The following is a 24,355-nucleotide window of genomic DNA, read 5'->3' as shown; positions in this document are numbered from 1 at the left end:
GAAAATGTTATGTTAATATTATATCGATTTTCAGCCTTACGGACAACCCGGTTCGTTCTGAGCGAGTCAAAAGGCTTGCGGGAATAAGGCGTCTATGCTAACATCTTGAGGCTTAAAACAACGGGGTGTAGCGCAGCCTGGTAGCGCACCTGAATGGGGTTCAGGTGGTCGACGGTTCAAATCCGTCCACCCCGACCAAACTCTTAAAGCTAAATTTCCCCTCCCACGTGGCAAATCCGCCTCACTAAACTGCCCGACGCGACCAATCTATTCTTTTATTCGTAAACTGTTTCAGATAGTTTTTATATCCCAATGTGCTATTATTGGGTTACCAATCCCGTGACGTTCACGGTTTATTTGGAGTCTCCATGACCGGTGACAAGAAAAAAACCTCACTAACATTATTCATCGGCGGTATGACATGCGCGGCGTGCGTTCGCCATGTCGAAGGGGCGCTTAAGACTGTGACCGGGGTCGGCGCGGTTACCGTCAACCTGGCTACGGGCAAGGCGTCGGTCGAGTACGACCCCTCTCTGGCCGGACTCGCCGACCTCAAAAAAGCGGTCGAAGATATGGGTTATTCCGCTGTTTATGACACCGCCAGTCTATCCGTCACCGGTATGACCTGTGCTTCCTGTGTTAAAAACATCGAACGGGCTATTCAGTCCATGCCGGGCGTCCACAGTATAGTGGTCAATCTTTCCGCCGGGAGCGCTCGCATCGAATATGCCCCGGCGGTGACACCGCTCCACGACATCATCGAAACGGTCAGGGAACTGGGTTACGGCGCTGTCGAGAAGATCGAAGGTCAGGCAGCGCTGGACCGGGAGCAGGACGCCCGCGAGGAGGAGATAAAACGCCAGAAACGTAACCTCATTATATCGTGGTCGCTGGGATTGATCGTCATGCTAGGCATGTTCCAGCCATACTGGATACTCTCCTCATTCGTTCCGGAGTGGATGAACAACAAGGTCTTCCTGTTCCTGATGACCACGCCCATCGTTTTCGGTCCGGGACGGCAGTTCTTCATCAATTCTTGGAACGGCCTAAAGCGCGGCCTGACCGATATGAACCTGCTTTATGCCACCGGTATCGGCGCGGCGTACCTCATCGCGGTAATCAACACCTTTTTCCCCGAGGCCGGCTTCGGCGGATCGGAAGCTACTTTTTACGAGGCCGCGGCTCTACTGACCGCTTTCATCATCCTGGGCCGCTACTTGGAGGCGGTCACCCGCGGACGCACCTCCGAGTCCATCCGGCGCTTGATGAAATTACAACCCAAGATGGCCCGTGTCATCCGCGACGGCGTCGAGATTGAGATCCCCGCCGAGGCCGTCGAAGTAAATGAAATAATCGCCGTACGTCCCGGCGAAGCGGTCCCGGTCGATGGAAAGATCATCGACGGCTACTCGGCGGTGGACCAATCGATGATCACCGGAGAGAGCCTACCCGTAGAGAAACAGACAGGTGACGAGGTCATCGGCGGGACGCTTAACAAAACCGGCGCCTTCCGCTTCAAGGCGACGCGGGTGGGCAAGGACACGGCGCTGGCACAGATAATCAAACTCGTCGAAGACGCCCAGACCACTCGCGCCCCCATCCAGAAACTAGCGGACCGGGTGGCCGGCCATTTCATCCTGGGCGTGCACATCATCGCCCTCCTGGTCTTCGTCTTCTGGTTCTTCATCGGCTACGACGCCTGGTTCACCCCGGAGACCCGGCTGATCCTGACCCCGTACACCTTGCACGGGCTGGGCGTTTTCGGTTTCGCCCTGCTGACCTCAGTGACGGTGCTGGTCATCTCCTGTCCCTGCGCCTTGGGATTGGCCACGCCTTCCGCGGTCATGGCGGGCAGCGGCAAGGGGGCAGAATACGGCATCTTGTTCAAGGGAGCGGATGCCATGGAAGCCACTGCTCGCATCCAAGCCATCATCTTTGATAAGACGGGCACCCTGACCCGCGGCCAGCCCTCGGTGACCGATGTCATCGCCGTCGAACCCTTCAGCCGTGATGAAGTGCTGAAACTTGCCGCCGTAGCTGAGAAACACTCGGAGCACTCGCTGGGCGAGGCTATTGTCCGGGCACATCGCGAAAAATCAGGCGAGCCTGCCGACGCTTCGAGTTTCCGTGCCGTACCCGGTCATGGGGTGATCGCAGTATTCGACAATAAGGAGATACAACTGGGCAACCGCAAGCTGATGGCTGAGAGCGCCGTCGGCCTGGAAGCCCTGACTACCGACGCCGAGCGCCTGGAGACTGAAGGCAAGACGGTCATGTTTGTCGCCATCGGCGGCAAACCCGCCGGCATCGTGGCTGTAGCCGATACCCTCAAGGAGACATCGGCCCTTGCCGTCACCGAGCTTAAACGTCTGGGCATCCAAGTACTCATGATCACCGGCGACAACCGCCGCACCGCTGAGGCCATCGCCCGGCAGGTCGGCATCGACCGGGTACTTTCTGAGGTGCTGCCGGAAGACAAGGCAGGAGAGGTCAGAAAGCTCCAGGCTGAAGGCCTCAAAGTGGCGATGGTCGGCGACGGGATCAACGACGCCCCGGCGCTGGCGCAGGCGGATGTCGGAATTGCTATAGGTTCTGGCACCGATGTCGCCAAGGAGACGGGGCACGTCATCCTGGTCAAGGACGACATCCTGGACGTGGTGGCCGCCCTCCAAGTTGGGCGGCAGACGCTCGGTCTCATCAAGCAGAACTTGTTCTGGGCCTTCGGCTATAACACGCTGGCTATACCGGTCGGCATGGGGCTGCTGTATCCCTTTACCGGCCAGATGGTCTCCCCAGAACTGGCGGCGCTCCTGATGGCCACCAGTTCCCTGTCGGTGACCTTGAACACCCTCCGAATGCGTGGCTTCGTGCCCGGCGTCCGCCGCGCCGCAACCATGCAAGGAGGCACATGATGAAAAACACTCCTAAGACCACAGCGATCATATACAGCGGCTTGTCCCTGCTGGGTGCGGCGCTGTTCCTGCTGGTAACTACCGCTGGAGACTACACCACGGTGGAACGTATCGGCGGGGCGGTGTGGGTGTTCATTCTGTTGATGATCATCCTGATCCCGGCGGTATCGGCATTCTTTAAACGGTAGCTGTCAGTTGTCAGCTCCTGATGGTGCGAGCGGGTATTCCATTGACACCGAACCTGCGCCGACATATTATACTCAGGAACGCTCCAACCGGGTTACTTTGGCGTATATGGGTAACCGGTGAGGCGTTCACTCCTGGGGAGGTTGGATGCACGTTTCCGCTCCGGTGATCCAGGCCAGACGTTTCGGGGGAAGGCTCAAGCTTTACCTCAACGTCTATCGGGTACTTGCGCTTGCCCTGGCTGTGAGCCAGTTAAGCGCCTTCGACCTGGCGCCACCGCTTTCCGCTGTCGTCATCGCCGGCGCCGCCATCGGTTATACAGCCTTCAAGTTTTTCACTCCTGCATCTCCCCGCAACGCCACCACCGGTCAACTCTTTTTGGCATTGGACATTATTTTTGCCGGATGGCTGGTATGGATGACTGGCGGAATCAACAGTCCCTTTTTGCTGTACACCCTGGCACCGGTGCTGTCGGCCTCTCTGTTCTATAGTTCTTATGTCGCCATGAGCGTGGCTGTGGTTTCCAATTTGAACATCCTTCTGGCACAATTGGTGAATCCTCTTTTCAATTTGGTGCCCGGACTTCCGGAACTGAGTTATTTCCTGATCTATATCGTAGCGGTCAGCCTTTCCGCCTCCCTACCCTACCTGGTCAATATCAACCTCCGCCAACGGATGCAAGGTGAATTCATTATCGAGGAAAGGCAGAGGTTGTCCCGTGAAATCCATGACGGTACGGTACAGACTCTCTCTGCGCTGTCGTGGCAGGGCCAGATCATCGACCGGGAACTCAAACGCCGGGGTATCGAAATGCCGGAGGTCGATAAACTTTTACACCTGGTCGAGGGGGCGCGTACGGAAGCTTTGGAATCTCTGGAACTGCTACGGCGGTACTCCGGCTGCGGTCAGATGATTGGTCATCTCAAGACTTATCTTCAACGGCTGAAACAGGATACCGGCATCGACTACTCCCTCGATCTGCCTGTAGAGGAACCGCAACTCCCTCCCTATGTCGAATTGCAGCTTTTTCGAATCTGTCAGGAAGCGCTGAACAATATACGTAAGCACGCCGACGCGAATAACATATCACTTGCAATGGTTCGTTTGGATGGGCACTTGTCGGTAACCATCGAAGACGACGGGCACGGTTTCGACGTCACCAAACACAATCGGGGTATGCTCTCCGCCGGTCACGGTCTGAACGTTATGAAAGAGCGAGCAGAGTCAGCGGGTGGCAATTTCAGGGTGGTCAGTTTCGTCGGCCGGGGCACCACTATCAAGATGGATATTCCAATTGACAGGAGATAGAGCAATGTCCAAAAATATCCGTATCCTCATCGTCGACGATCATGCCATCGTGCGGAGCGGCGTGCTTTCCATCCTTTCGGGTGAAGAAGACATCCGAGTCGTCGGTGAAGCCAGCGACGGCCACGAGGCTATAGCCAAAGCAGAAGCCTTACAACCGGACGTGATTCTTCTGGATATTTTGATGCCACGGTGTAGTGGATTGGAAGCGCTGCCTTTCATCAAGGAAAAAGCCCCAGACGCCAGAATGCTGATGCTGACCATCTCTACTGATGAAAAGGATCTTTTCACTGCGCTTAAATACGGCGCCCAGGGCTATCTCCTCAAAGGCTCCGGCATCGGCGAGGTGGTTTCCGCCGTCCGCCGCGTGGCTACCGGCGAGGTCATTCTCTCCCCGCAGATGGCCTGCAGCCTGGTAACCGAGTTCAGGCAGCGACAGACCAACAAAGAAGAACTCGATCTTTCGCCGCGGGAGATGGAAGTCCTGAAACTGGTGGGCGACGGCCTGACTAACGGCGAAATAGCCGAGAAACTATTTCTGGGCGAGAGCACAGTTCGTACCTACCTTTCCCGGCTCCTGGATAAGCTGCACCTCCGCAACCGCGCTGCCGCTGTTGCTTATGCGACGCGGCATGGGTTATGCAGAGAGTAGTTATCAGTTTTTAGTTGGTGTTGGGAAACACTACGTCGCTACCCCTTTTTTCAATCAAAGCAGGGCTCCTGGAATGTCTTCGTCTTTTTATTCTATGGGGGTCAGCCAGAGGACGGTACCGACAGGAATGATCTAACCTATGCTCCAATCTCTAGAACGGCTCTTCAGCACCTTTGTAGCCCTCTTCCTGGAATTCCGCCCGTTCAGCCTTGAGAGCCGCGCCCATGGCGGCATGAGTCGCAGCCTCAGGTATCGTGGCAGGCAGGAAGGTTTTGAGCACACCCATAGCTTTGTCGGTTTTAGCCATGGACTTAACGGCGTCGGTCTCTATGCCGGTCAGGGCTCGGATTGCGTCGATGTTTTCCGGGATGGTGATGGCCTCGTTGTGCACTTGGAAAACTAGGTACAGTTCGCGGTCGTCAGCGGCCAGTGCGTCCTCCCAGATGCCGACTTCCCACATGTCGTTGCGCGGACGGCCGAGGTCACGCATCAGCTCGATAACCGAATTGAGGGCTACAAGGCCGTCACTGGAACGGACGAAAGCCAGGCGCGGTTCCTCCCACAAGGCATGGCGGAGTTCGGTAAGACTCACCTTCCGGGTGGTCTCCACCATGGCGTAGTGGATGTGGCTCAAATTATAAGGCCCGGCGCCGGCCATGGTGGTCAGGTCCAGACCCTTGATGACGGTAGTGGCGTCCGGCCCCTGGTGGCTGGGCACCTTTGTTTCCGGAATGACAGTATTGATCATACCGTCCCGGTGGCTTTCCCAGGGGTCCGTACCACGGCGAAGGATGACGGCGCGGGCACGCTTAATCCATTTCCGCTTGTTGAACGCGTTCATGATACGGCAGAGGGCAGTAGTGTTGCAGGAAACGACACGGGCGAACTGCTTGTTTAACGCCTCAGCGTAGTTGACCTGAGCGACGAACGAAACACCGGTTAGCTCATGCCGTTCGGCCCCCTGGAAGATGGCTTTGATGCCGGCGGTTTCATAGGCTTCTTTGTGCATCGCCCCCACGCCCTTCGGTGTGCAGTCAATCATCACGTCCACTCGTTTTAAGAGGTCGGCCAGAGTACCTTCGACGGGTATGCCGGCTTCACGCATCATCGGGAGTTTTTCCGGTACAGCGGCAAAGATGGGGTATGTCCGCTCCGCGGCAACCCGGATACGGTAATCAGCGTTGACGGCGGTGACGCCGGCTACCTCCATGTCATCCTGAAGGGTTACAGCATCCGCCACCCTTTTGCCAATGACGCCGTAACCGTTGATGCCGACTCGAATCTTGCTCATATGAGGTCTTTGCTCCCTTAGACGAGTACTACAAATACACTACTTGCGAACTTATACCGGATTTTATAATCATAGCATTTTGAAAGACTTAATCCTACCTTGCTCCACCAAATATTAATTTCTAAAAAAGGTAAGCATTTCTATTAAAATGATGTTACACTTCCTGATTTCCTGGCAACGGAACAAACCCGGGAACTACACTGTCGGTATATTTTGGTACAGATGCGGTATGGCGTCAGTATTCCTGATAAGCCGGACATTTTCATGAAGGGCTTAGACACTCCGTTTTCGTGCTCATGGGGTATTCAAGGGTTATGTACAATAACATTCCCGAATACCCCTTCTACTTATTCATTCAACAAAAAACCGAAAAGCACGATTAAGACGACTGTATCAATTTGGGATAAATTCCATATATTTAATAGTAAGTACTAGTACCATCGTTATCAGTATTAATGTGAGCGGCATTTGTGTGAGAATATTATAACCGGCTTACGTAATAGCGGGTTATTATCGGTCATATCAGGCACAAAATGCTATTCATACCCGAACTAATATGATATTCTTTCCCCAGATGTTCATTCTAATACAAACACTGTCCTTTAGATATAGGTCCGGACCTAACCCATCCCCCATTGTTTCTCATCTTTCCCGCTGAACGAAATTCCAAAACCAAAGGAGGGTCTCATGCCGATCGGAATACTGGTGGATACAACCAAGTGCACAGGGTGCCGCGGTTGCCAGGTAGCCTGCAAACAATGGAACCTTTTGCCGGGAGTTCAGACCAAGTACAGCCCCACTCTCACCAACCCCATCGAAACCAACGCTTACACCTTCAACCACGTCGAATTCTTCGAAATCGAAGAGGCCGGCAAACTTCATTTCGTATCGGTGCACAAACGATGTTTCCACTGTTCCAGTCCGGCTTGTGTCTCGGTTTGTCCTGTTGGAGCACTTCAGAAACTGGAAAACGGCGCCGTAGTTTGGGAAGAAGGCCGCTGCATCGGTTGCCGCTATTGCCAGAATGCCTGTCCGTTCGACATTCCAAAGTTCACCTGGTACGACCAGGAAGGTAAATCCGACCCCTGGCCCAAGATTCAGAAATGCACTTTTTGCTGGGACAGGGTCAAGGACGGCATGATTCCGGCTTGTGCCAAGACCTGTCCGCCTGACGCCATCGAGTTCGGCGAAAGAGCCGACCTGATTGCCCTGGCTCACAGCCGCATATCCGCCAACCCCACCCGATACAACAGTCATATCTACGGCGAATTCGAAGCCGGCGGAACATCAGTGGTGTATATCAACGCGGTTGAACCCGAAAAGCTCGGTTTCCCCGAAGTGGAAGAGGAATTCTACCCGGAATTCACCCACGAATTCCTGTCCAAGATTCCCTTCGAAGTGGCGACATTGGCAGCCGTATTGGGCGGTATCTACGCTTTCCGCGTCAGCCGCACCGCCAAAAACGGCACGGCAGCGAAGCATTAATCAGATTGAAAGATCGGAGGCAGGATATCAGATGAATATCAAACTGAACAGACGGCATTTTGTGGAGTTATGCGCCGGTTCCACAGCGGCGCTGGGGCTATCCCTGATAAAACTCCCGGAGTTCGAGACCCTATTCGCCCAGGCGATCAAAGAAATCCCGGTCATCTGGATCCAGGGTTCAGGTGATAACGGCTGCAGCGTCTCAGTGCTGAACGCCATTCCACCCACCATCCAGGATCTTCTCCTGACCGATGTGGTTCCCGGCAGCCATGTCAGTATGCGCTTCCACCCGACCATCATGGCCTCGCAGGGAGAACTTGCCGAGAAAGCGCTGCATGATACCGAAGCCTTAGGCGGCTATGTCATGGTAATGGAGGGTGGTATCCCTACCAAAGACGGCGGTATCTACAGTACCCTGTTCGAAACCAGCAACAATGAACCCATACCTTTGATCGATACAGTTGTCCGCGTCGGTCGCGGAGCTATCGCCGCCGTGGCCATCGGTACCTGCGCCTGCTCCGGCGGTATTTCCCGCACACCACCAAACCCGGGTGGTGTCAAAGGACTATCCGAAGTCTTGAAAGACGCCGGTGTCACCACCCCCGTTATCAATATCCCAGGCTGCCCGCCCCACCCCGACTGGTTCGTCCTCACCGTCGCCGACCTTCTGACTTCCGGTGATCCCGGATCGATCGAGGTTGACAAAGATCTAAGACCTTTGAAATTTTACGGCAAACTGATCCACGACCAATGCCCGCGCCGCGGCAACTTCGCCGCCGGGCAATTCGCCAAGAAATACGGCGATCCAGAATGCATGTATGAATTGGGCTGCAAAGGCCCGGTCACCCACGCCGATTGCAACGACCGGCTGTGGAACAATAAGACCAAGTGGTGTGTCGAGGCAGGCACCATCTGCATCGGCTGCGCCGAATTGGATTTCCCGATCTTCAAAAACGCCGTCGGCGACCTCAACGCATTGCACCTGCCGGTAGATATGACCAAATCATTGGATAAAACGGCGCTTGGCATAGCCGGGGCTGTCGGTGTCGGAACGGTAGCGTTTGCCGCCGCCCGCGCCCTATCCAAAGATAAATCCGGTTCCGGGCATTAAGTCGCGGAAAGTGAAAGGAGAATAACAGAATGGCAAAGATAGTAATCGATCCGATTTCCCGCATCGAAGGCCATCTTAAGATCGAGGTGGTCGTAGAAAACGGCGTCGTCAAGGACGCACATTCCTCCGGTACGCTTTTCCGCGGCTTTGAGATCTTCATGAAGGGGCATCATCCGCTGGATGCCCAACACTATACACAGAGAATCTGCGGCGTCTGCCCGGTCTCTCACGGCGTAACCTCGGTGCTCAACCTTGATAGCGCTTTGGGCGTAGCCGGCCAGATCCCGGACAACGGGCGCATTATCCGTAACCTGATTCAGGGAGCCAATTATGTGCAATCGCATATCCTGCACTTCTACCATCTCGCGGCTCTCGACTACGTCGACGTTACCGCCGCCGCCGACTACACCGGTAACGACCTTGGTCTTCTTAAGGTAAAGAAGTTTATCGAACGCGCGTTGTCCGCTAACGATCTGGCTATGCTCGGCCCGTTCTGGCCCAGGTACGAAGGCGACTACCGGCTATCAAAAGCCGTCAATCAGAAGGCAACCGCTGATTATGTAAAGGCATTGGATATGCGGCGCCTGGCCCACGAGATGGCTACCATTTTCTTCGGCCGCATCCCCCACGGTCCCGGCCTGACCGCCGGCGGCGTCACTCAGGGGCCGACCGACCTGAACATCGAACAGTTTAGGACCAAGCTCAAAATCCTGCGGGACTTTACCGACAATGTGTATATCCCCGACGTGATCGCCGTAGCGGAGGCTTACTCCGATCATTTCGACCAGGGTTTCGGCTGCGGGAAAGTCTTGTCTTACGGCGTCTTCGACCTGGATTCCAATGCCGATCTCACTAAGCGCCGGCGTGTCCTGCCGAACGGCGTTGCCGATGCCAATTTAAACCTGACTGCTTTCAACCCTCAATTCATTACCGAAGATGTCAAGTACGGATGGTTCGATAGTTCCAGCGGTCATCCGTCCGGCACCGATACCATCGATAACCACAACAAGAGCGGCGCGTACTCCTGGCTCAAGGCGCCGCGATACAACGGCGAGGTCCATGAGGTCGGCCCATTGCCGCGCGTTCTGGTAGCCTACTTGGCCGGAGATCCCACCGTGCAGCAGATGGTCAACGACACCTTGGGCCACTTCGGCGCCGGACCTTCGGCTCTCTTCAGCACCCTGGGCCGCCACGCCGCACGTGCCCTCGAATGCAAGATCGTCGCCGACGCCATGGATAAATGGCTCGACGAACTCAAGGTCGGCGATCCCTGGAACGTACCCATCGAGATCCCCGACTCCGCCGAAGGCATGGGCCTCTGGGAAGCGCCCCGCGGCGCCCTGGGTCACTGGATCAGCATCAAGAATGGCGTTATCGACCGCTACCAGTGCGTCGTTCCTTCAACCTGGAACTGCTCGCCGCGGGATGACCGCGACCAACCGGGAGCCATCGAACAATCGCTCATTGGCGCCAAAGTCAGGGACGAAGAGAATCCTTTCGAGGTCGTCCGTATCGTCAGGGCGTTCGATCCCTGCCTGGCCTGCGCCGTGCACCTGGTCCGGCCGAACGGCGATACCATCGGTGAATACCGAATCGCCTAACAGCATGGCTGATCAGACTCAACCGCAACAAAACAACATGGATTGCCCGCCCCCGGTGCTGGTGCTGGGGGTGGGCAATATCCTTTTGAGCGATGAAGCCGCTGGAATCCGGGTCATAGAGGCTCTGCAGAAACTGCCGCTGCCAGAAGGCGTGGAAGTAGTGGACGGCGCCACCCGGGCCATGGAACTGATGGATATCATACGCGGCCGGAAAAAGGTCATCATCGTCGATGCCGTAGCCGCCGAATCCGAACCCGGCGCGGTCTTCCGTTTCGGTCCCGGTCAACTGGCCGAGATTAAACAGATGAGCATTTCGGTGCACGACATCGGCGTCCATGAAGCGATCTTTTTCCTGAGAATGACTGACGAACTGCCCGAAGATATCGTCTTCTACGGCATCCAGCCGGGCAGCCTGGCGTTACATGAAGGTCTTACGCCAGAGGTGAACGCCGCGGTCAAAAAGGTAATCGATTTCGTCTTAGAAGACTTGAAAAACCTGCCAGACTCCTAGAATTCAGACTCGCTTAGTTGCATCATACCTGCGAGTTTTGATAAACTCTTCTTTACATGGGCCGCTAGCTCAGTTGGTAGAGCACCTGACTTTTAATCAGGTTGTGCTGGGTTCGAGCCCCAGGCGGCTCACGTTCAACCCCTTCCCCTTTTGCTAACCGTTTGCTAACGGATGGGCTTATTTCTTGGTTAGCAGACCCTTCATCCAACAGAGCATCGAACTTCAAAGCCGCAGCTTCTTGGAGCCCAGGCAAAACATGACTGTATGTATCGAGGGTTATTCCGATATTTGCGTGTCCGAGACGCTCAGAGACTATCTTAGGGTGAATACCCGCTTGTAGCATGAGTATTGCATGAGCATGGCGAAGGTCATGAAGCCGCATTTTAATACCTACTCTAGCAACTGCGTTATGGAAGGCATCAGAAACAGCGTTTGGATTTACAGGCCTTCCATCAAGTTGGGGGAACACGAAGTCATCCCGTTGAAGTTCAACCCCTAATTCGTCCTTCAGTGCCTTCTGGTTAGCCTTGTACTCCAAGAGGAGGAGCGCAAGAGAAGGCGGAATTGAAACATTCCTTTTGCTATGTGGGGTTTTAGGTTCCTTGACCACGTAGGTACCATCGTCTAGCTTGAAAGCGGTTTCTGTTACCTCCAATTTATGATTGACCAGATCGATGCTACGCCATCTAAGCGCCAATCCTTCACCCCGGCGAAGACCACAATACAGCAAAACACAGTAGAACACATAAAAGCTGGTTTCATGTAACGCATCAAGCAATTTCGGTATTTCGCTTGCCGCCAGTGTGTGAATTGTTGATTTAACCGCGCGCGGGGGTTCGACCAATGCCGCCACATTACGCACGAGTAACCCCATTTTCACAGCTTGGTTCAAGGCTTTATGGATAATCCTGTGATGATAAATCACACTTCGAGGGGATAGACCGCCCTTACCGTCAGCCCTTCCAGATTTAAGAGCCTTTGCATAGTAGGACTGTAAATGTTGCGGTTCGAGTTGGGACAGGCCGATTTTTCCCAGAGCTGGGATGATATGGCGATTGATATTTGAGCGATAACTATCCGCAGTCCTTTGAGTGCTTTGGATAGGCACATAATCAGTACACCACTGAGTCAGCCAATCCGCAAGAGTCACCTTTTGAGGCTTGATATAGAGGCCATCATCAACGGAGGTCAGCAATTCCCGCAGGTAACGCTCCGCATCCTTTTTATTCCCTTTGATAGTATGCCAAGCCTGGCGCCGCTTGCCAGTCGCAGGATCCCGCGCAAGTTCCACCACAACACTCCAACTGCCTTCACTTCGTTTTGTGATGTGACCCTTCATGCGCCGCCTCCTTCAAGAAATTTCTCAAGCCGTATTTTTGGAATGACTATCCGGTTTCCAAGTTTAACCGATGGGAGTTGATTTTGCCGTACTAATTCATAGGCATGATTGCGAGAAATGCCTAGCATCTCCGCTGCCTCCGGAACAGTTAAGCACAATCTCTTGCCTTGTTGAACCTTGGTTAAGCTGGAATGTTTTTGAACCGAAGAATCCTTCATACGAGTTTACGCTTTCCTGTGTCCTTTGTAATGGTAAACCCGCCAGCTTCAAGGGATTGCTCCAGTTCCTCCGGTTTATTTGTGTTGATAATATGCCATCGGTTCCATTCGCTTTCAGGCTTCTCTTCTTTTGGAGAAAAACCTCTTGAAAACCCGTACATTCGATTGCGACCACTCCAAAGCATGGCAAGATGTAAATCAGTCCAGCCATTCATTTTCCGCAGGTACTTTGAAATGTATGCAGCACAATTGGTGGTCAATTTCTTTGGACTGCTAACGTTAGCCCGTCCTTCACTCCAGTTCCCGTTGAGAATTGAGAGAGGAGCCAACCACTTTAAGTTTGGAAAAAAGATGTGCACATGAGGATAGCCAGTATCTTCTTGCACTTCGACAACCCACAGATAATGCAATCGACGCCAACCCCGTCTTTTACGATATTGGTTGACGCTGTTTAAAAACTTCCTGGTGTCCTTACCGAACTTAGCCCAGGCATCCTGCTTGGTTGTCTTTTTGGGGTCATAGGTCAGTGTCATCATCAAGCCCGGAACTTTATTAAACTTTCCGAGTCTCTTGTTTATCTTGCTGGAAATATGCCTCCTGCCATCATCGAAGTAACGACATCGACAAGTGGCAGGCATCAACCGCATTAAAGACGGGTCTTCCTTATGGTTCAGCGCAATAATTGTCGTACCAATGCGTCCTTTGTATTCCAAGAAGTCCCACATTGTAAGAAGAGACTTGGCTTTATAGAATTGAGCGTTGACATTATCCTTGTTCTGGACGAGGAAAGAAGGAGGGAACGACGGGGGAGACGCCTCCCCGTCTGTCGCTGGCGCGGCTGCCGCTGCCTGAACCACGGCATCGAGTGGCGTAATACGCCACTCTTCGCACATCGCGTCGCTCTGTGCTCCCGGTTCGTTCAGGTGGCTGCCGCCCCACTTCACCACACCACCACCGCAACCACCTTCATTCTCCGGTTTCAATGTCAGTATTCTCCCAGTTCTCAACGTCAATCCCATGTTCCCTTAACCATACTTTGAATAATCTTATATTCTTGCGGTTTATATCTGAAGACCATGCTTCCCCGCTATTCAATTTTCTGAAATGGTCGATTAACGCTTCTAGCTTAACGTCTGTAACATAAGCTCTATTCCCTAAAGGCATTTTGGCCTTAGCCTTCACCATGTTCTTATGAAGAAGCAAGATCAACGCTTGCATATCGTTTTTAACACCTAGCTTTTTATACATTGCGTAAAGATGGTTTTTCACTGATTGGTGATTGATATGGAGAATTTGCGCAGCTTCTTTATTGGAAAAGCCTTCAACAATCAACGAGAAGACTTCCAATTCCCGATGAGATACGCCCAGACCTTCCGCACCTTCCCCCCATTCGTAGCTAGGGTTAATGTCGAGTTTATACGTTAAGTCGGCCATTCATATACCTCCATATAAGTACTAGGGTACTCTTATAGATGACCATTGTCAAGCATTAACTAATTCCCTCCCCCCCGGGGCCATCTAACATTGACTTACGGGTGTATAATATAATCCATATTTTCTCTTGGAGAATCTTGAGTGGATAATGTTTCTGCATGGATGGCCGGAATTGTGGTTGGTCTTGGTGGTGCTGCCATCGCTTTCTACTATCAAGGAAAGGCGATGGCAGAGCCAAATAAACAAAAGGAGATCGGCCTACAATTACAAAGAATCGCACAGGTTTGGGGATTTCTCGTCTTTGGAATCTTTGTGGCATTCATACTTTTGCAATTTATTGGTTAATCAACCTCGCTTAAACGTTTTACCGATTCTAAACTTGAACGCCCCTGAATATAGTGATTCCGAGGAGATATCATGAAGTTTCTGAAAATTGCAATCCTCCTGGCCATCATAGTTGTCGTTGCCTTGTCTTTCCAAGGCGTGCAACCTTTTGCCGATGTAAAAAACAATGTCGTTGCTTGGTTTGATGATACTGTCTCTTCAAACTCTCTTGATTCCAATAAACCAAATGGAACATACACTCAAACCTTGTTGGGTTACGAAGTCACCATAACTTTCAGTGGAAACACTTTTACTATTATCGATTCAATTTATGGTAAACGAGTCTATACTTATGAACTGGGTATAGATGCTACGACTGGGGAATACAACTCCATTACGTTGACGGACCCTGCCACCGGTAAAACAGGCCAGCATAGTTTCAAGTATCTCAAAGATGTTAACGGCGTCAGATATAACGGGGCTACCTATTACAAGTAGCGTTGTTGCTAACATTTTGCTAACCAAGTCTCTGGAACGCTATAGTATAGGAGGGCACACAAAGGTACGCTCCAATCGAGAATTTCACCCCAAAGTGACTATTTGGTACGCTGATTCACGCTTGGCTTGTATCTTTTAATCAGGTTGTGCTGGGTTCGAGCCCCAGGCGGCTCACGTTCTCTCTCCAATCCCCGACTCCTTTTCGCCCTACTCCACCATTAGAGTTTCACGTTGACCCAGGGGCGGTTGCCTCTTTTGAAAGCATCGACCGACCAGTATACCTGGCGAACGTATATCTTTCTTTTAACGGATACGGCAAACATTTTCATGTTATAATACCAGTCGAATAACGTCTCAAAAGAGAACCGTATGGCCGATATTCTTCAAAATAAAAACTCCTCCACCCGTTTTCAAATCCTTGTCGAGATTGCATCTAAAGGCCCGGCGATCGAGCAGAAAGCTATCGCCGCACAGATGGATATCACACCCCAGGCGATATCGGAGTATCTAAAGCATATGATCGCCGATAAATTGGTGATTTCGGAGGGACGATCCCGATACCGGGTAACCTCCAGCGGGGTTAACTGGATGCTCAGAGAACTCCGGGATCTGAATAATTACGTCAACATAGCTGAAAAAGCGGTTACCGACATTTCAGTCAACGCGGCACTAGCCGTCGATGATATCTTGGAAGGGCAGGAAGTTGCGCTCTCGATGAAAGACGGCATACTTGTAGCATCGCAAAATCCAGGTAACGGCGCCCGGGGCAAAGCTTCCTGCAGCGCCTCGGCCGGGGAAGATGTCGGTATTACCGGTGTTCGTGGCATCGTCGCCCTGAACAAGGGGACGGCATTCGTGGCTGCGGTACCGGGAATCTGTGACGGCGGCTCTCATAACGCTGATCTGGAGCGTCTGGCGGTTCTGGTGAGAAACCAGAAGCACGTCGCCGCCGCGGGCATTGAATCGATTGCCGCTTTGCGGCGGATCGGCGTCGAGCCCCGGTATTTTTACGCTGTACCTGAAGTTACCATTGAAGCAGTTCGCTACGGATTGGAAGTCGTGGTCGTGACGGTATCGGAAGAACTGCCTGACCTGGTTAAAAAGTTAAGTGAAGCCGGGATAGAACCTCATTTCATCGATCTCCGGCCCGAGTAATCTTTCCTCTTAACGATCGCGCCTGACGCAAGTTTCTCGGAAATGATAATTACAATTACACTGTATCTTAATCAATTATATTTGCTTTGAGAACGATTCGATAGTAGAATAACGCGCATATGAAAATTCCAAGGATCGTGATCGCCGGAACCTCCAGTGGCGTCGGCAAAACTACTATAGCTACCGGTATAACCTACGCGTTACGACGGCGCGGTCTCAAAGTCCAGCCGTTCAAATGCGGTCCGGATTATATCGACCCCGGTTATCTTAGCATGGCTGCCGGTGTGCCGTGCCATAATCTCGATGCCTGGATGCTGCCTGAAACGCATTTAAAAGAGCTTTTCGGTCATTTCAATAAAGGCAAGGATTTCGCGCTGGTGGAAGGCGTGATGGGACTATTTGACGGCCATCGCAAGCCGGGGCACGGGGGATCTACAGCCCAGATCGCCCGGCTGATCGACGCTCCGGTCATTCTCATTCTCAATATCGCCAAGATGGGCGAAAGCGCCGCGGCTATGGCATTGGGTTACTGCACCTATGATCCGGGGGTCAAGGTGGCCGGGATCATACTCAACCAGGTGGGCAGTCCGAGTCATTATAACTCCGCCAAAAGCGCTATCGAAGACCGCTGCAAGGTGCCGGTCATCGGATATTTGTCCAAGAATGCCGACCTGACGATGCCGGAACGACATCTGGGCCTGGTACCTGTTGCCGAGAAAGGTGATGAAACAAGTTTCCTCGATAGACTGGGAGAGCTCATTGAATCCAGCATCGACCTGGATCTGCTGATCAGCCTGACTCAAGAGGCGCCGGAGTTTATTCTGCCTGAGCGGCCGTCACTGTTTCCGGAAACGCCCCAACCGCGACGCTGCCGGATCGCTGTGGCCAGGGATGAGGCTTTCAATTTCTACTACGAGGCTAACATTGAACTGCTCACCGCCTGGGGAGCCGACATCGCATATTTCAGCCCTATCGCAGATAAATCCCTGCCTGAAGAAGTGACCGGTGTTTACATCGGCGGCGGATTTCCGGAAGTCTTCTTACGTGAACTCCAATCGAACGTATCGATGAAACATTCACTTCGCACAGCCGTTGCCGCCGGACTTCCAGTTTATGCCGAATGCGGCGGATTGATGTATCTTTCCGAGGGTATCGTCGACTTCAAAGACCAACAGTTCGATATGGTCGGGTTGTTACCTGGCTGCTGCCGGATGCAGGGTAAACTTCAGCGCCTGGGCTATACCATCGTCGAGTCCATTAAAGCTACGCCGCTAGCCGAAAAAGGGCAGACCCTGAGAGGTCACCTTTTCCACTGGTCACGTCTGGACGCACCGGAGGAAAGCGTGGCGGCTTACCACGTTATCGAACCAAAGGAACAACTAGAAGGTTTCGTCCTGGGACCCGACAATAATCTGTTAGCAAGTTACCTGCACCTGCATTTCGGGAGTGACGCGCGGTTGTCCAGGCGGTTCATCGACTTTTGCGCCGGCGCCAGATAATCTCGACGATCTCTCACACCCGAACACGCGAGTTTTGATTGCCTTCCCGCGCCGGGGCTCTTTGTCACTACCCTATACTTCTGCCATAATGCGACCTGATGGATCGGATGATTACTCCCATGGTACCCTTACTTGGACTGAACACCGAAGAACTGCGTACAGTGGCGGCGACCTCCGGCGTTCAAGCTTTTCGTGGCAATCAACTTGCGGAATGGCTTTACCAGCGGAACGCCCGGGATTTCGATCGGATGTCGAACCTGCCACCGGCATTTCTCGAATCACTTCAAAAACACTTCATCATCGGCCGATCAAAGATCATTATCACCCAACGTAGTACCGACGGAACGGTCAAGTTGTTGCTCGAATTGAGTGACGGAGCACGAATAGAAACCGTTGGATTGCCCTATTCATCGCATTATAGCTGTTGCGTCTCCACCCAGGCTGGTTGTCCCGTGGGTTGTGGTTTTTGCGCCACCGGTCAAAGCGGATTCAAGAGGAATCTTACTGCGGGGGAGATTATCGACCAGGTGTTATCTATCGGCGAAATACTGAAAGAAACCGGAAACCACGGCAGGGGCAGAGTCGATCATGTTACCTTCATGGGCATGGGCGAGCCTCTACTCAATTACGACGCCACCGTTAAGACGCTGAAATTACTCAATAATGAGTTGGGATTAAGCGCTCGCAATCTAACCGTGAGCACCATAGGCCAGGTGCCTGGGATCCGGCGGTTGTCGCAAGAAAAACTGCCCGTTACACTGGCAATCTCCCTCCACGCTCCGACGGATGATCTCAGGCATCAACTGATACCGGGGTTTGTCCGATGGACCGTCGCGGAGATCATCTCAGCCGGCCGGGATTATGTCTCCCAAACCGGACGCCGGCTGACCATAGAATATTGTCTGCTAAATGACGTAAACGATCATGCCGGCGAAGCTCAACAATTGGCGGATCTATTACAGGGGTTGAATTGCCACGTTAATCTGATTCCTTTTAATCCTGCGGAAGGATTGCCTTACACCGCATCGCCGCCCCAACACGTCCAGGCTTTCTCCAACCTTCTGGCGAAACGAGGAATACAGGTTACGGAACGCGCCCGTCGCGGCGCCGATATCGATGCCGCCTGCGGTCAGTTGAAGCAACGCAACTGTTGAACGCTAATCAAGATAATGAGTGAGTCGTTATGCGTTTGCGAAGGCATTCCCGCCTCGGTTACAATTAGCCGCATCTTAAACTGTCACAAATCGAATACAAGGGGTTGTCATGTCGGAAAAAGACGAATTACAGTCTGCTGGTGACAAATCTGTCGCCGCATCCAAAGAAGCTATCAAAGAAGCCAACGAACTAGCGCGCACAGCCCGAAATATTGTCGATAATGCTGAAAAACAGTCCAGGGAAGCGGTCAAGCAGGCTGAAAAAGCGGTAAAGGCCGCTGAAGACACTTCACGCAACTACGCCAAGAATTATGAACGGGCTCTGGCTCAGGCTGAAGAAGCCGCGCAAAAAGCTCAGGAAACGGCCGATAAAAGCGCCCGCGTTTATGAAGATGCTTCGCAACGCGCTGAATCCGCTATCACGACGGCTAAAACCACCATCGATGAATTGAATCGCAATTACCGCGACAACAGCCAGAAAGCTGAAGCAACGGTCAAGGCGATAAAAGAAGATGTGGCAGAAGCGCAACGGGAATCCCGTCAGGCTCTCTCTTCAGCTGAAAACGCCGTAAAGAGCATGGCCGAAGATGCGGCTGCTGCTCTGCGTACTGCACGGGAAGCAGCCGCGACAGCTGAAGAAGTCCGCCGAAATGCTAGATCATCCGCCGAGGAGGGTTCCAAGGCTGCGAACGAAGCCCGGACTGCAGCGGAAGCCGCTATCGCCGAGGCCCGCCGGGCTATCGCCGCGGTTACCGCAGAATCCCGTCAAACCGCCGAGGCAGTTGCCGTTGAAGCACGGAACCTCACCGAATCCACGATAACCGAATTCAAACGCACGATCGAATCAGCCGCCGCCGAAGCCCGCCGTGCGGTGGAATCAGCCGAAATCAGCGCTAAAGAGGCGGTTAAAAGATCGGAAGCCGTAGCCCGCCAAACAGAAGAAACAGCAGCCGTCTATGCCGCAAATTATTCAAAGGCGATCAAGGCGGCCGAGACATCAGCCGCCGCCGCCCGGCAAGCAGCCGAACGTGCCGACAAATTATCTCAGGAAGCCATACACCGGGCAGGAGAGTCCGGTGTAGCCGCTAAGGAAGCCGCTGAACAAGCCATCAGGCTGTCGAACGAAGCCAGGGACGCCGCTGTCAAAATCGCGGAGCAAGCGGCCGATAAATGCGTTCGGGCTTCGGCCGAGGCTATCACCCGGGCAGAATCGTCCGCGGCTGCCGCTAATAAAACCGCGGAAGAGGTCAGCCAAAAAGCCGCAAATGCCGCTGCGATAGCTACTTCAGCCGTCAGTACAGCGGGGGCTGCTGACAAGAAGGCCACAGAAGCTAAGGGCACAGCTGATATCGCCAATCAGAAAGCCGCCGAAGCTCTTGCCCGTTCCCAGGCACTGGCGCAACAAACCGAGCGATCTACTATCGAATTCACCGCCAATTACGAACAGGCCATCAAACAAGCCGATAACGCCGCCGCTGCCGCCAGGGTGGCCGGTGAACGGGCTGTTACCCTGTCTCAACAGGTCGCTCAGCGCGCGGAAACCGCGGGCGCTGTTGCTAAAGACGCCGCCGATAATGCAACACGGCTTTCCAAGGAAGCCTGTGAGGCCGCTGTCAGAGTCGCCGAACAGGCCGGTGAGACCTCAGTCAGTGCTTCCAGAGAGGCGATAGCCAAAGCTGAAGAGATTACCAGTTCGGTGATCAAAGCCGCCCAGGAAGCCAAACAGATCGCTGTCGATGCCACCAACCGGGCTGATGCGGCCGCTCGCGGCATCGCCGGAGCTGAGGCGGCGTCACTCGAGGCTAAACGTGCGGTTGAATCCGTCGATATCAAATCCAAAGATGTTATAAAACGGGCTGAAACCCTAGCACGCCAAACCGAAAGCATCATATCGAGTTTTACCAAAAACTACGAAAAAGCTATTAAAGTCGCAGAGGAAACAGCGCTTTCAGCACAAGCCTCTGGAGAGAGAGCAACCATCCTTTCCCAGGAAGCCATGCGCAAAGCTGAAGCGGCCGGCCGATCAGTCAAAGAAGCGGCGGAGAAGGCCTCAAGCATGGCGGTAGCAGCCAGTGAAAACGCGATCAACGCCGCGGAGCTGGCCGGAGAAACCTGCGTGCGTACATCTGCGGAAGCCATTTCCCGTGCGGAAGAAGCAGCGCGTTCAGCCCGAAAAGCGGCGGAGGAAGCGGGGCGTGACGCCCGGGATGCCGCCGCCAAAGCGGACGAGGCGGGGAAGGCTGCCACTGCCGCCGCCGAAGCCTCGGTTAAGGCTTCACAGGAAGCCTTGGACCGGGTAGCCCGGGTGACGGACGCAGCCAAACAGACCGTCGCCACCTGGATCAAGGAGGCGCAAGTCCATATTCAGACAGTTGAGGAGCAAAGCCGGGCCACGCGCGAGGCCGCTGAGGCTTCAGCCAGATCATCGAAAGAAACCATGGCCCAGATGCAGGCGCTTATCGATTCCGCCCGTCAGGCCAGCGACGAATCAACCAAGGCCGCTCGTGACGCCGTCAAAGCGGCGCGGCGTGCCGCCCAGGAAGCTGCCCGTTCCTGGATCGAAACTTTTCAAGAACTGGTACAGGGGGCGGGCGAGATCGGCGGTTTCACTCGCCAGGTTATCGCGGAGACAGGCCAGGAACTGAAACGTCCGGCATCCGATACGGTGACTCGGGTACGGCGAACCCCACCGCCGTTGGAGGAAACACCGGTTGAGCTGTCTCCGATCGTCGAAGTAACAAAACCTGAACCCCTGGCCTCTCCTCGGGACCTCATGAAGAGCCGCATGGAGATGTTGGAGCAGATGTTCAAAGAGGCCAAGAACCTGCCGCCGGAAGAATAGGATCTTCCGCACTTAAAGGAAATACAAAACGGGCTGGTGAATTTCACCAGCCCGTTTCAATTACCCGTCCCTTTTTAAAGTAACGAGGGAATATCCTTAAACGATTCTTCCACACCGCGGAAGCCGTACTCCAAACCGGATTGACGCCGGCGGGAATTGTTGATGTAACCGATGGTCTTAGAGAAATAATCCATCACGCGGCTGGAATTGACCAGTTCTGAAAGCACCACCGTTACGTCCAGCGTCTTGTCGCCGCGGGGATAATCACCGGTGCGGATAGTGGCTTCAGTGGCCATCCCTTTGAGCGCCCCTGACATCTCATTTATAAGTTCCATGCTCATATCAGCTTGCGAGGCGGTCAGGAGATAAAGTCCGCGTTTAGCATCGGTCGGGTTGCACCTCAGGGAAAGGTCTGCCAACGCAGTGTTGATAGCCTCGGCCCCCTTACGCATCTCAGAACTCTGTTCTCTGAAATCGGCATTCCGGTTGAAGCGCAGATTCGGCATCTTGGTCTGGCCGAAGCCGATAACTGTCCAGCCTGACAAAGTTTGGATGATATCTCCGCCGTCCATGACCTTGGAACCGACGTACTTGGAGTTCTTTTCTTCCCCGGCGCATAACAGGTTGTAAAACGGTTTTACCATGTGGTAATTGATCTTATCAAGGTTGGCTCTCAGTGAATGATTGGTTTTGATGAATCGTTGATTATCCACCAGGAAAATGGCGTCGGCAACAAGATAGCAGGACTTCAGGCAAATGCCGACATTGAAAATGGAACGTTCTTCCGTGGCTTCCTCGTAGGCGAAAGGCAACACGAGCATATTGTAGACAGGTTTATCGGGGAAACGCTCTTTTATCTGTTGTGACAGAACAGAAATCGATCCTGAACCAGTACCGCCAGCCGCCCCAGCAATCAGCAAAAAGGCGTCGGTGTCCGCATAACGCGGGGTGTTCTTAATGGCCTCGATAACCTTGTCTCCGTCATCCCGAGCGATTTCGGCACCCATCTCATTGATCTTGCCGACGCCATGGCCGGATGTCTTCTGAGTTCCGATGAGGATTCGGTGCTGATAATCCGCCCGAATATGTTCCAGACCTGACAAGTCGGTGACATCACTATTGACCGCAATAACATTGGTGGCCACTTCAACGCCACGCTGAACGCGAGCTACCCGGTTCAATTTTGAAAACTGATCGGCAATGCGTCCACCGCACTGTCCGCAGCCGACAACTAACAACTTCATATGTTTATGCCTCCATCAACTTCCCGGCGATTCAAGTCCCAATTAACCGGCCAATTTTAACACATGGCGGCGTCCGGATGGAAACCTGGAATATTGCACGTGCGGGAACGAGTTCATCATGAAATAGATCACAAAAATTGATCCACCGAACGTCCTTTTCGGTGAAGGGCTCATCTCAACATCGGATTACAAAATTCCTTTTCAGATGTTATAATCTGGTTCGAAATGTTGGAAGGAGCCGCTTTTGTTCTCTAACGCCATCGTCCAACAGGCCTGGGTCAGGTCCGCCGGACGTTGTGAATGTGTTCGTGGCAACCATCAACATTCCGGGCGCTGCAACCGCCCGCTTTTTTGGGAACGGCGTTCCGAGAACGGTCCCGGCGGGTGGGTAGCCGGAAGCAAGAGTGCCGAATACCAGAATAGTGTCATCGACTGCGTGATAACCTGTTGGTCTTGTTATACTAACGGTTGATATACCCCGCCTCTGAGCGGATTGGGTTGCTCTTCCAAGGATCGAATAAATCTTGACGGTGTATAGCCGTGCGATTAAGTGGATAAACATAATTGACTCTGTCAAACGAATATTTTTTGCTGGCCTTCTTAGCCGCTATTTCTACAATACAATTTGCCGCCGGTCATGGCGGGTTTCACGGGCTCATGTTCAGCCAGAACCCGGCATTGAATAAGGTACTGGCGATTCTTATAGCGACTCCAGCCATGGCAGCGTTTTTTACTTGGAACGCCCACAATCCGGTTGGAGTCGTCGAAGGCGCACAACAAGCCGGTTTGTTCAGCCTGGCAAGTTTTTCCGCAGTGACAACCGTCCTGTTATTAAGTTCGATATTGAACCGTAACAAGTTGACTATTGTGAAAAACCGGCGTCTGTTGGGATTGGAAGCGCTTAAAACGATGACCTTCTTCCAGGCCGTGAAGGCGAGGTACTTTTGGAAACGCTGATCAATATCGATCAGGCGTTGGCTCAGGCTATCAACGCCCTGGCTGGACGATTCTGGTTGCTGGATGAAATCGTAAAAGGCGTTGCCAACGATTATTTTCTTATCGTCAGCGCCAGCCTGGGATTGCTCTTGCTGTGGTTTGGCACCATCGACCCGGCAAGGCGGGAAACCAACCAGAAAATAGCGCTTCAGGCTATGGCAAGTCTCGGTCTGGGCACCTGGGTGGTAGCCATATTTAACAGTGCCATATTCAGATCTCGTCCTTTCGACGAGATCCCGATCACCGTTCTGCTTTATCAACCGACCGACTCCTCGTTCCCGGCCAACTCCGCAACCATCCTTTTTGCCATCGCCGCTGCTGTATGGCTGGGCAATCGCAAAGCCGGCAGATTGTTTTTCATAGTGGCCGCAGTACATTCCCTCGCCCGTATCTATGCCGGAATGTATTATCCTTTGGATATTCTCGGCGGTGCTGTTATTGGCATTATCACAGCTTTAATCGTATTTGTGCTTTTTCAAACAATTAACCCGATTGTCAACTGGTTATTGCGACAGGCTCGAAAATTGTTCCTCGCCTGACCATAAGGAACCGATCATACACGGCATACCTACTTGCGCGTGCCCAGACCACGTGTTAT

Annotated in this window: 21 protein-coding genes and 2 tRNA genes; 18 read left to right on the top strand and 5 right to left on the bottom strand. The window is 53.2% G+C overall.

Annotation, left to right across the window (positions count from 1 at the left end; translation table 11 throughout):
• Positions 1 to 121 precede the first annotated feature (121 nt).
• From ABFB09_RS05255 to ABFB09_RS05235, 5 genes are all read left to right on the top strand, one after another.
• A tRNA-Pro gene (locus ABFB09_RS05255) sits at positions 122 to 198 on the top strand.
• A 170-nt stretch (positions 199 to 368) separates the two neighbouring features.
• Positions 369 to 2,912 carry a heavy metal translocating P-type ATPase gene (locus tag ABFB09_RS05250; protein WP_347000447.1) on the top strand — a complete coding sequence of 848 codons (2,544 nt, stop codon included), beginning with the start codon at positions 369 to 371 and terminating at the stop codon, positions 2,910 to 2,912.
• Positions 2,909 to 3,100, top strand: coding sequence for a hypothetical protein (locus tag ABFB09_RS05245; RefSeq protein WP_347000445.1), 192 nt, complete (start codon positions 2,909 to 2,911; stop codon positions 3,098 to 3,100). The genes ABFB09_RS05250 and ABFB09_RS05245 overlap by 4 nt, the downstream gene beginning before the upstream one ends.
• Positions 3,101 to 3,245: 145 nt before the next feature.
• Positions 3,246 to 4,406, top strand: a complete 1,161-nt coding sequence (locus tag ABFB09_RS05240) for a sensor histidine kinase (RefSeq protein ID WP_347000444.1) — start codon at positions 3,246 to 3,248, stop codon at positions 4,404 to 4,406.
• Between the two features lie 4 nt (positions 4,407 to 4,410).
• A complete protein-coding gene (locus tag ABFB09_RS05235; protein WP_347000442.1) occupies positions 4,411 to 5,055 on the top strand; it encodes a response regulator transcription factor in 645 nt (214 codons plus the stop codon).
• Positions 5,056 to 5,206: 151 nt separating this feature from the next.
• Here ABFB09_RS05235 and ABFB09_RS05230 read toward each other — a convergent pair whose 3' ends face one another.
• Positions 5,207 to 6,346, bottom strand: coding sequence for a type II glyceraldehyde-3-phosphate dehydrogenase (locus ABFB09_RS05230; protein WP_347000441.1), 1,140 nt, complete (start codon positions 6,344 to 6,346; stop codon positions 5,207 to 5,209).
• A 687-nt stretch (positions 6,347 to 7,033) separates the two neighbouring features.
• On the opposite strand from ABFB09_RS05230, the gene ABFB09_RS05225 reads away from it, so the two are divergent.
• The 5 genes from ABFB09_RS05225 to ABFB09_RS05205 all read left to right on the top strand — a co-directional run bounded on the left by ABFB09_RS05225 (position 7,034) and on the right by ABFB09_RS05205 (position 11,185).
• Complete coding sequence (locus ABFB09_RS05225) at positions 7,034 to 7,831, top strand: 4Fe-4S dicluster domain-containing protein (protein WP_347000440.1); 798 nt, start codon at positions 7,034 to 7,036, stop codon at positions 7,829 to 7,831.
• A 31-nt stretch (positions 7,832 to 7,862) separates the two neighbouring features.
• Complete coding sequence (locus ABFB09_RS05220; protein ID WP_347000439.1) at positions 7,863 to 8,942, top strand: hydrogenase small subunit; 1,080 nt, start codon at positions 7,863 to 7,865, stop codon at positions 8,940 to 8,942.
• A 29-nt stretch (positions 8,943 to 8,971) separates the two neighbouring features.
• A complete protein-coding gene (locus tag ABFB09_RS05215; RefSeq protein WP_347000438.1) occupies positions 8,972 to 10,543 on the top strand; it encodes a nickel-dependent hydrogenase large subunit in 1,572 nt (523 codons plus the stop codon).
• Positions 10,524 to 11,054 carry a hydrogenase maturation protease gene (locus tag ABFB09_RS05210; RefSeq protein WP_347000437.1) on the top strand — a complete coding sequence of 177 codons (531 nt, stop codon included), beginning with the start codon at positions 10,524 to 10,526 and terminating at the stop codon, positions 11,052 to 11,054. The genes ABFB09_RS05215 and ABFB09_RS05210 overlap by 20 nt, the downstream gene beginning before the upstream one ends.
• Positions 11,055 to 11,112: 58 nt before the next feature.
• Positions 11,113 to 11,185: transfer RNA gene (locus tag ABFB09_RS05205), tRNA-Lys, on the top strand.
• Positions 11,186 to 12,389: 1,204 nt separating this feature from the next.
• On the opposite strand, the gene ABFB09_RS05200 is transcribed toward ABFB09_RS05205, so the two are convergent.
• The 3 genes from ABFB09_RS05200 to ABFB09_RS05190 are packed head-to-tail and all read right to left on the bottom strand — an operon-like array spanning position 12,390 to position 14,045.
• On the bottom strand, positions 12,390 to 12,611 hold the full coding sequence (locus tag ABFB09_RS05200) for a helix-turn-helix domain-containing protein (protein ID WP_347000436.1): 222 nt from the start codon (positions 12,609 to 12,611) through the stop codon (positions 12,390 to 12,392).
• Positions 12,608 to 13,594 carry a hypothetical protein gene (locus ABFB09_RS05195; protein ID WP_347000435.1) on the bottom strand — a complete coding sequence of 329 codons (987 nt, stop codon included), beginning with the start codon at positions 13,592 to 13,594 and terminating at the stop codon, positions 12,608 to 12,610. Before ABFB09_RS05195 ends, ABFB09_RS05200 begins: the two co-directional genes overlap by 4 nt.
• Complete coding sequence (locus ABFB09_RS05190) at positions 13,578 to 14,045, bottom strand: helix-turn-helix transcriptional regulator (protein ID WP_347000434.1); 468 nt, start codon at positions 14,043 to 14,045, stop codon at positions 13,578 to 13,580. Before ABFB09_RS05190 ends, ABFB09_RS05195 begins: the two co-directional genes overlap by 17 nt.
• A 141-nt stretch (positions 14,046 to 14,186) precedes the next feature.
• Between ABFB09_RS05190 and ABFB09_RS05185 the strand changes: the two genes are divergently transcribed.
• The 6 genes from ABFB09_RS05185 to ABFB09_RS05160 all read left to right on the top strand — a co-directional run bounded on the left by ABFB09_RS05185 (position 14,187) and on the right by ABFB09_RS05160 (position 21,517).
• The gene (locus ABFB09_RS05185) at positions 14,187 to 14,390 is read left to right on the top strand and encodes a hypothetical protein (RefSeq protein WP_347000433.1); all 204 of its coding nucleotides are present in this window, start codon (positions 14,187 to 14,189) and stop codon (positions 14,388 to 14,390) included.
• A 72-nt stretch (positions 14,391 to 14,462) separates the two neighbouring features.
• The gene (locus ABFB09_RS05180; RefSeq protein ID WP_347000432.1) at positions 14,463 to 14,867 is read left to right on the top strand and encodes a hypothetical protein; all 405 of its coding nucleotides are present in this window, start codon (positions 14,463 to 14,465) and stop codon (positions 14,865 to 14,867) included.
• A gap of 369 nt (positions 14,868 to 15,236) precedes the next feature.
• The gene (locus tag ABFB09_RS05175) at positions 15,237 to 16,022 is read left to right on the top strand and encodes a Crp/Fnr family transcriptional regulator (RefSeq protein WP_347000431.1); all 786 of its coding nucleotides are present in this window, start codon (positions 15,237 to 15,239) and stop codon (positions 16,020 to 16,022) included.
• Between the two features lie 119 nt (positions 16,023 to 16,141).
• Positions 16,142 to 17,521, top strand: a complete 1,380-nt coding sequence (locus ABFB09_RS05170) for a cobyrinate a,c-diamide synthase (protein ID WP_347000430.1) — start codon at positions 16,142 to 16,144, stop codon at positions 17,519 to 17,521.
• Positions 17,522 to 17,640: 119 nt separating this feature from the next.
• On the top strand, positions 17,641 to 18,675 hold the full coding sequence (gene rlmN, locus ABFB09_RS05165; RefSeq protein ID WP_347000429.1) for a 23S rRNA (adenine(2503)-C(2))-methyltransferase RlmN: 1,035 nt from the start codon (positions 17,641 to 17,643) through the stop codon (positions 18,673 to 18,675).
• 109 nt (positions 18,676 to 18,784) lie between these two features.
• Positions 18,785 to 21,517: a hypothetical protein gene (locus ABFB09_RS05160; protein ID WP_347000427.1), complete on the top strand. Its 2,733-nt coding sequence runs from the start codon at positions 18,785 to 18,787 to the stop codon at positions 21,515 to 21,517.
• 74 nt (positions 21,518 to 21,591) lie between these two features.
• Here the strand turns inward: ABFB09_RS05160 and ABFB09_RS05155 are convergent, their stop codons facing one another.
• Positions 21,592 to 22,761 carry a tubulin/FtsZ family protein gene (locus tag ABFB09_RS05155; protein ID WP_347000424.1) on the bottom strand — a complete coding sequence of 390 codons (1,170 nt, stop codon included), beginning with the start codon at positions 22,759 to 22,761 and terminating at the stop codon, positions 21,592 to 21,594.
• Between the two features lie 564 nt (positions 22,762 to 23,325).
• On the opposite strand from ABFB09_RS05155, the gene ABFB09_RS05150 reads away from it, so the two are divergent.
• Together ABFB09_RS05150 and ABFB09_RS05145 are read left to right on the top strand one after the other, a co-directional pair.
• Positions 23,326 to 23,718: a hypothetical protein gene (locus tag ABFB09_RS05150; RefSeq protein ID WP_347000422.1), complete on the top strand. Its 393-nt coding sequence runs from the start codon at positions 23,326 to 23,328 to the stop codon at positions 23,716 to 23,718.
• The gene (locus ABFB09_RS05145; RefSeq protein ID WP_347000421.1) at positions 23,706 to 24,296 is read left to right on the top strand and encodes a phosphatase PAP2 family protein; all 591 of its coding nucleotides are present in this window, start codon (positions 23,706 to 23,708) and stop codon (positions 24,294 to 24,296) included. Before ABFB09_RS05150 ends, ABFB09_RS05145 begins: the two co-directional genes overlap by 13 nt.
• Positions 24,297 to 24,355: the final 59 nt, after the last annotated feature.

This window comes from Dehalogenimonas sp. THU2, assembly GCF_039749495.1.
Classification (GTDB): Bacteria; Chloroflexota; Dehalococcoidia; order Dehalococcoidales; family Dehalococcoidaceae; genus Dehalogenimonas.
Note: the sequence above shows the minus strand (reverse complement) of the source record. Positions and strands in the feature narration are given on the sequence as shown.

Bases quoted from the DNA above. Each gene is read 5' to 3' on its own strand.
- ABFB09_RS05250 (WP_347000447.1), top strand. From the start codon at position 369: ATGACCGGTGACAAGAAAAAAACCTCACTAACATTATTCATCGGCGGT.
- ABFB09_RS05170 (WP_347000430.1), top strand. From the start codon at position 16,142: ATGAAAATTCCAAGGATCGTGATCGCCGGAACCTCCAGTGGCGTCGGC.
- ABFB09_RS05220 (WP_347000439.1), top strand. From the start codon at position 7,863: ATGAATATCAAACTGAACAGACGGCATTTTGTGGAGTTATGCGCCGGT.
- ABFB09_RS05230 (WP_347000441.1), bottom strand. From the start codon at position 6,346: ATGAGCAAGATTCGAGTCGGCATCAACGGTTACGGCGTCATTGGCAAA.
- ABFB09_RS05245 (WP_347000445.1), top strand. From the start codon at position 2,909: ATGATGAAAAACACTCCTAAGACCACAGCGATCATATACAGCGGCTTG.
- ABFB09_RS05190 (WP_347000434.1), bottom strand. From the start codon at position 14,045: ATGGCCGACTTAACGTATAAACTCGACATTAACCCTAGCTACGAATGG.
- ABFB09_RS05225 (WP_347000440.1), top strand. From the start codon at position 7,034: ATGCCGATCGGAATACTGGTGGATACAACCAAGTGCACAGGGTGCCGC.
- ABFB09_RS05235 (WP_347000442.1), top strand. From the start codon at position 4,411: ATGTCCAAAAATATCCGTATCCTCATCGTCGACGATCATGCCATCGTG.
- ABFB09_RS05175 (WP_347000431.1), top strand. From the start codon at position 15,237: ATGGCCGATATTCTTCAAAATAAAAACTCCTCCACCCGTTTTCAAATC.
- ABFB09_RS05180 (WP_347000432.1), top strand. From the start codon at position 14,463: ATGAAGTTTCTGAAAATTGCAATCCTCCTGGCCATCATAGTTGTCGTT.
- ABFB09_RS05200 (WP_347000436.1), bottom strand. From the start codon at position 12,611: ATGAAGGATTCTTCGGTTCAAAAACATTCCAGCTTAACCAAGGTTCAA.
- ABFB09_RS05215 (WP_347000438.1), top strand. From the start codon at position 8,972: ATGGCAAAGATAGTAATCGATCCGATTTCCCGCATCGAAGGCCATCTT.
- ABFB09_RS05160 (WP_347000427.1), top strand. From the start codon at position 18,785: ATGTCGGAAAAAGACGAATTACAGTCTGCTGGTGACAAATCTGTCGCC.
- ABFB09_RS05240 (WP_347000444.1), top strand. From the start codon at position 3,246: ATGCACGTTTCCGCTCCGGTGATCCAGGCCAGACGTTTCGGGGGAAGG.
- rlmN (WP_347000429.1), top strand. From the start codon at position 17,641: ATGGTACCCTTACTTGGACTGAACACCGAAGAACTGCGTACAGTGGCG.
- ABFB09_RS05155 (WP_347000424.1), bottom strand. From the start codon at position 22,761: ATGAAGTTGTTAGTTGTCGGCTGCGGACAGTGCGGTGGACGCATTGCC.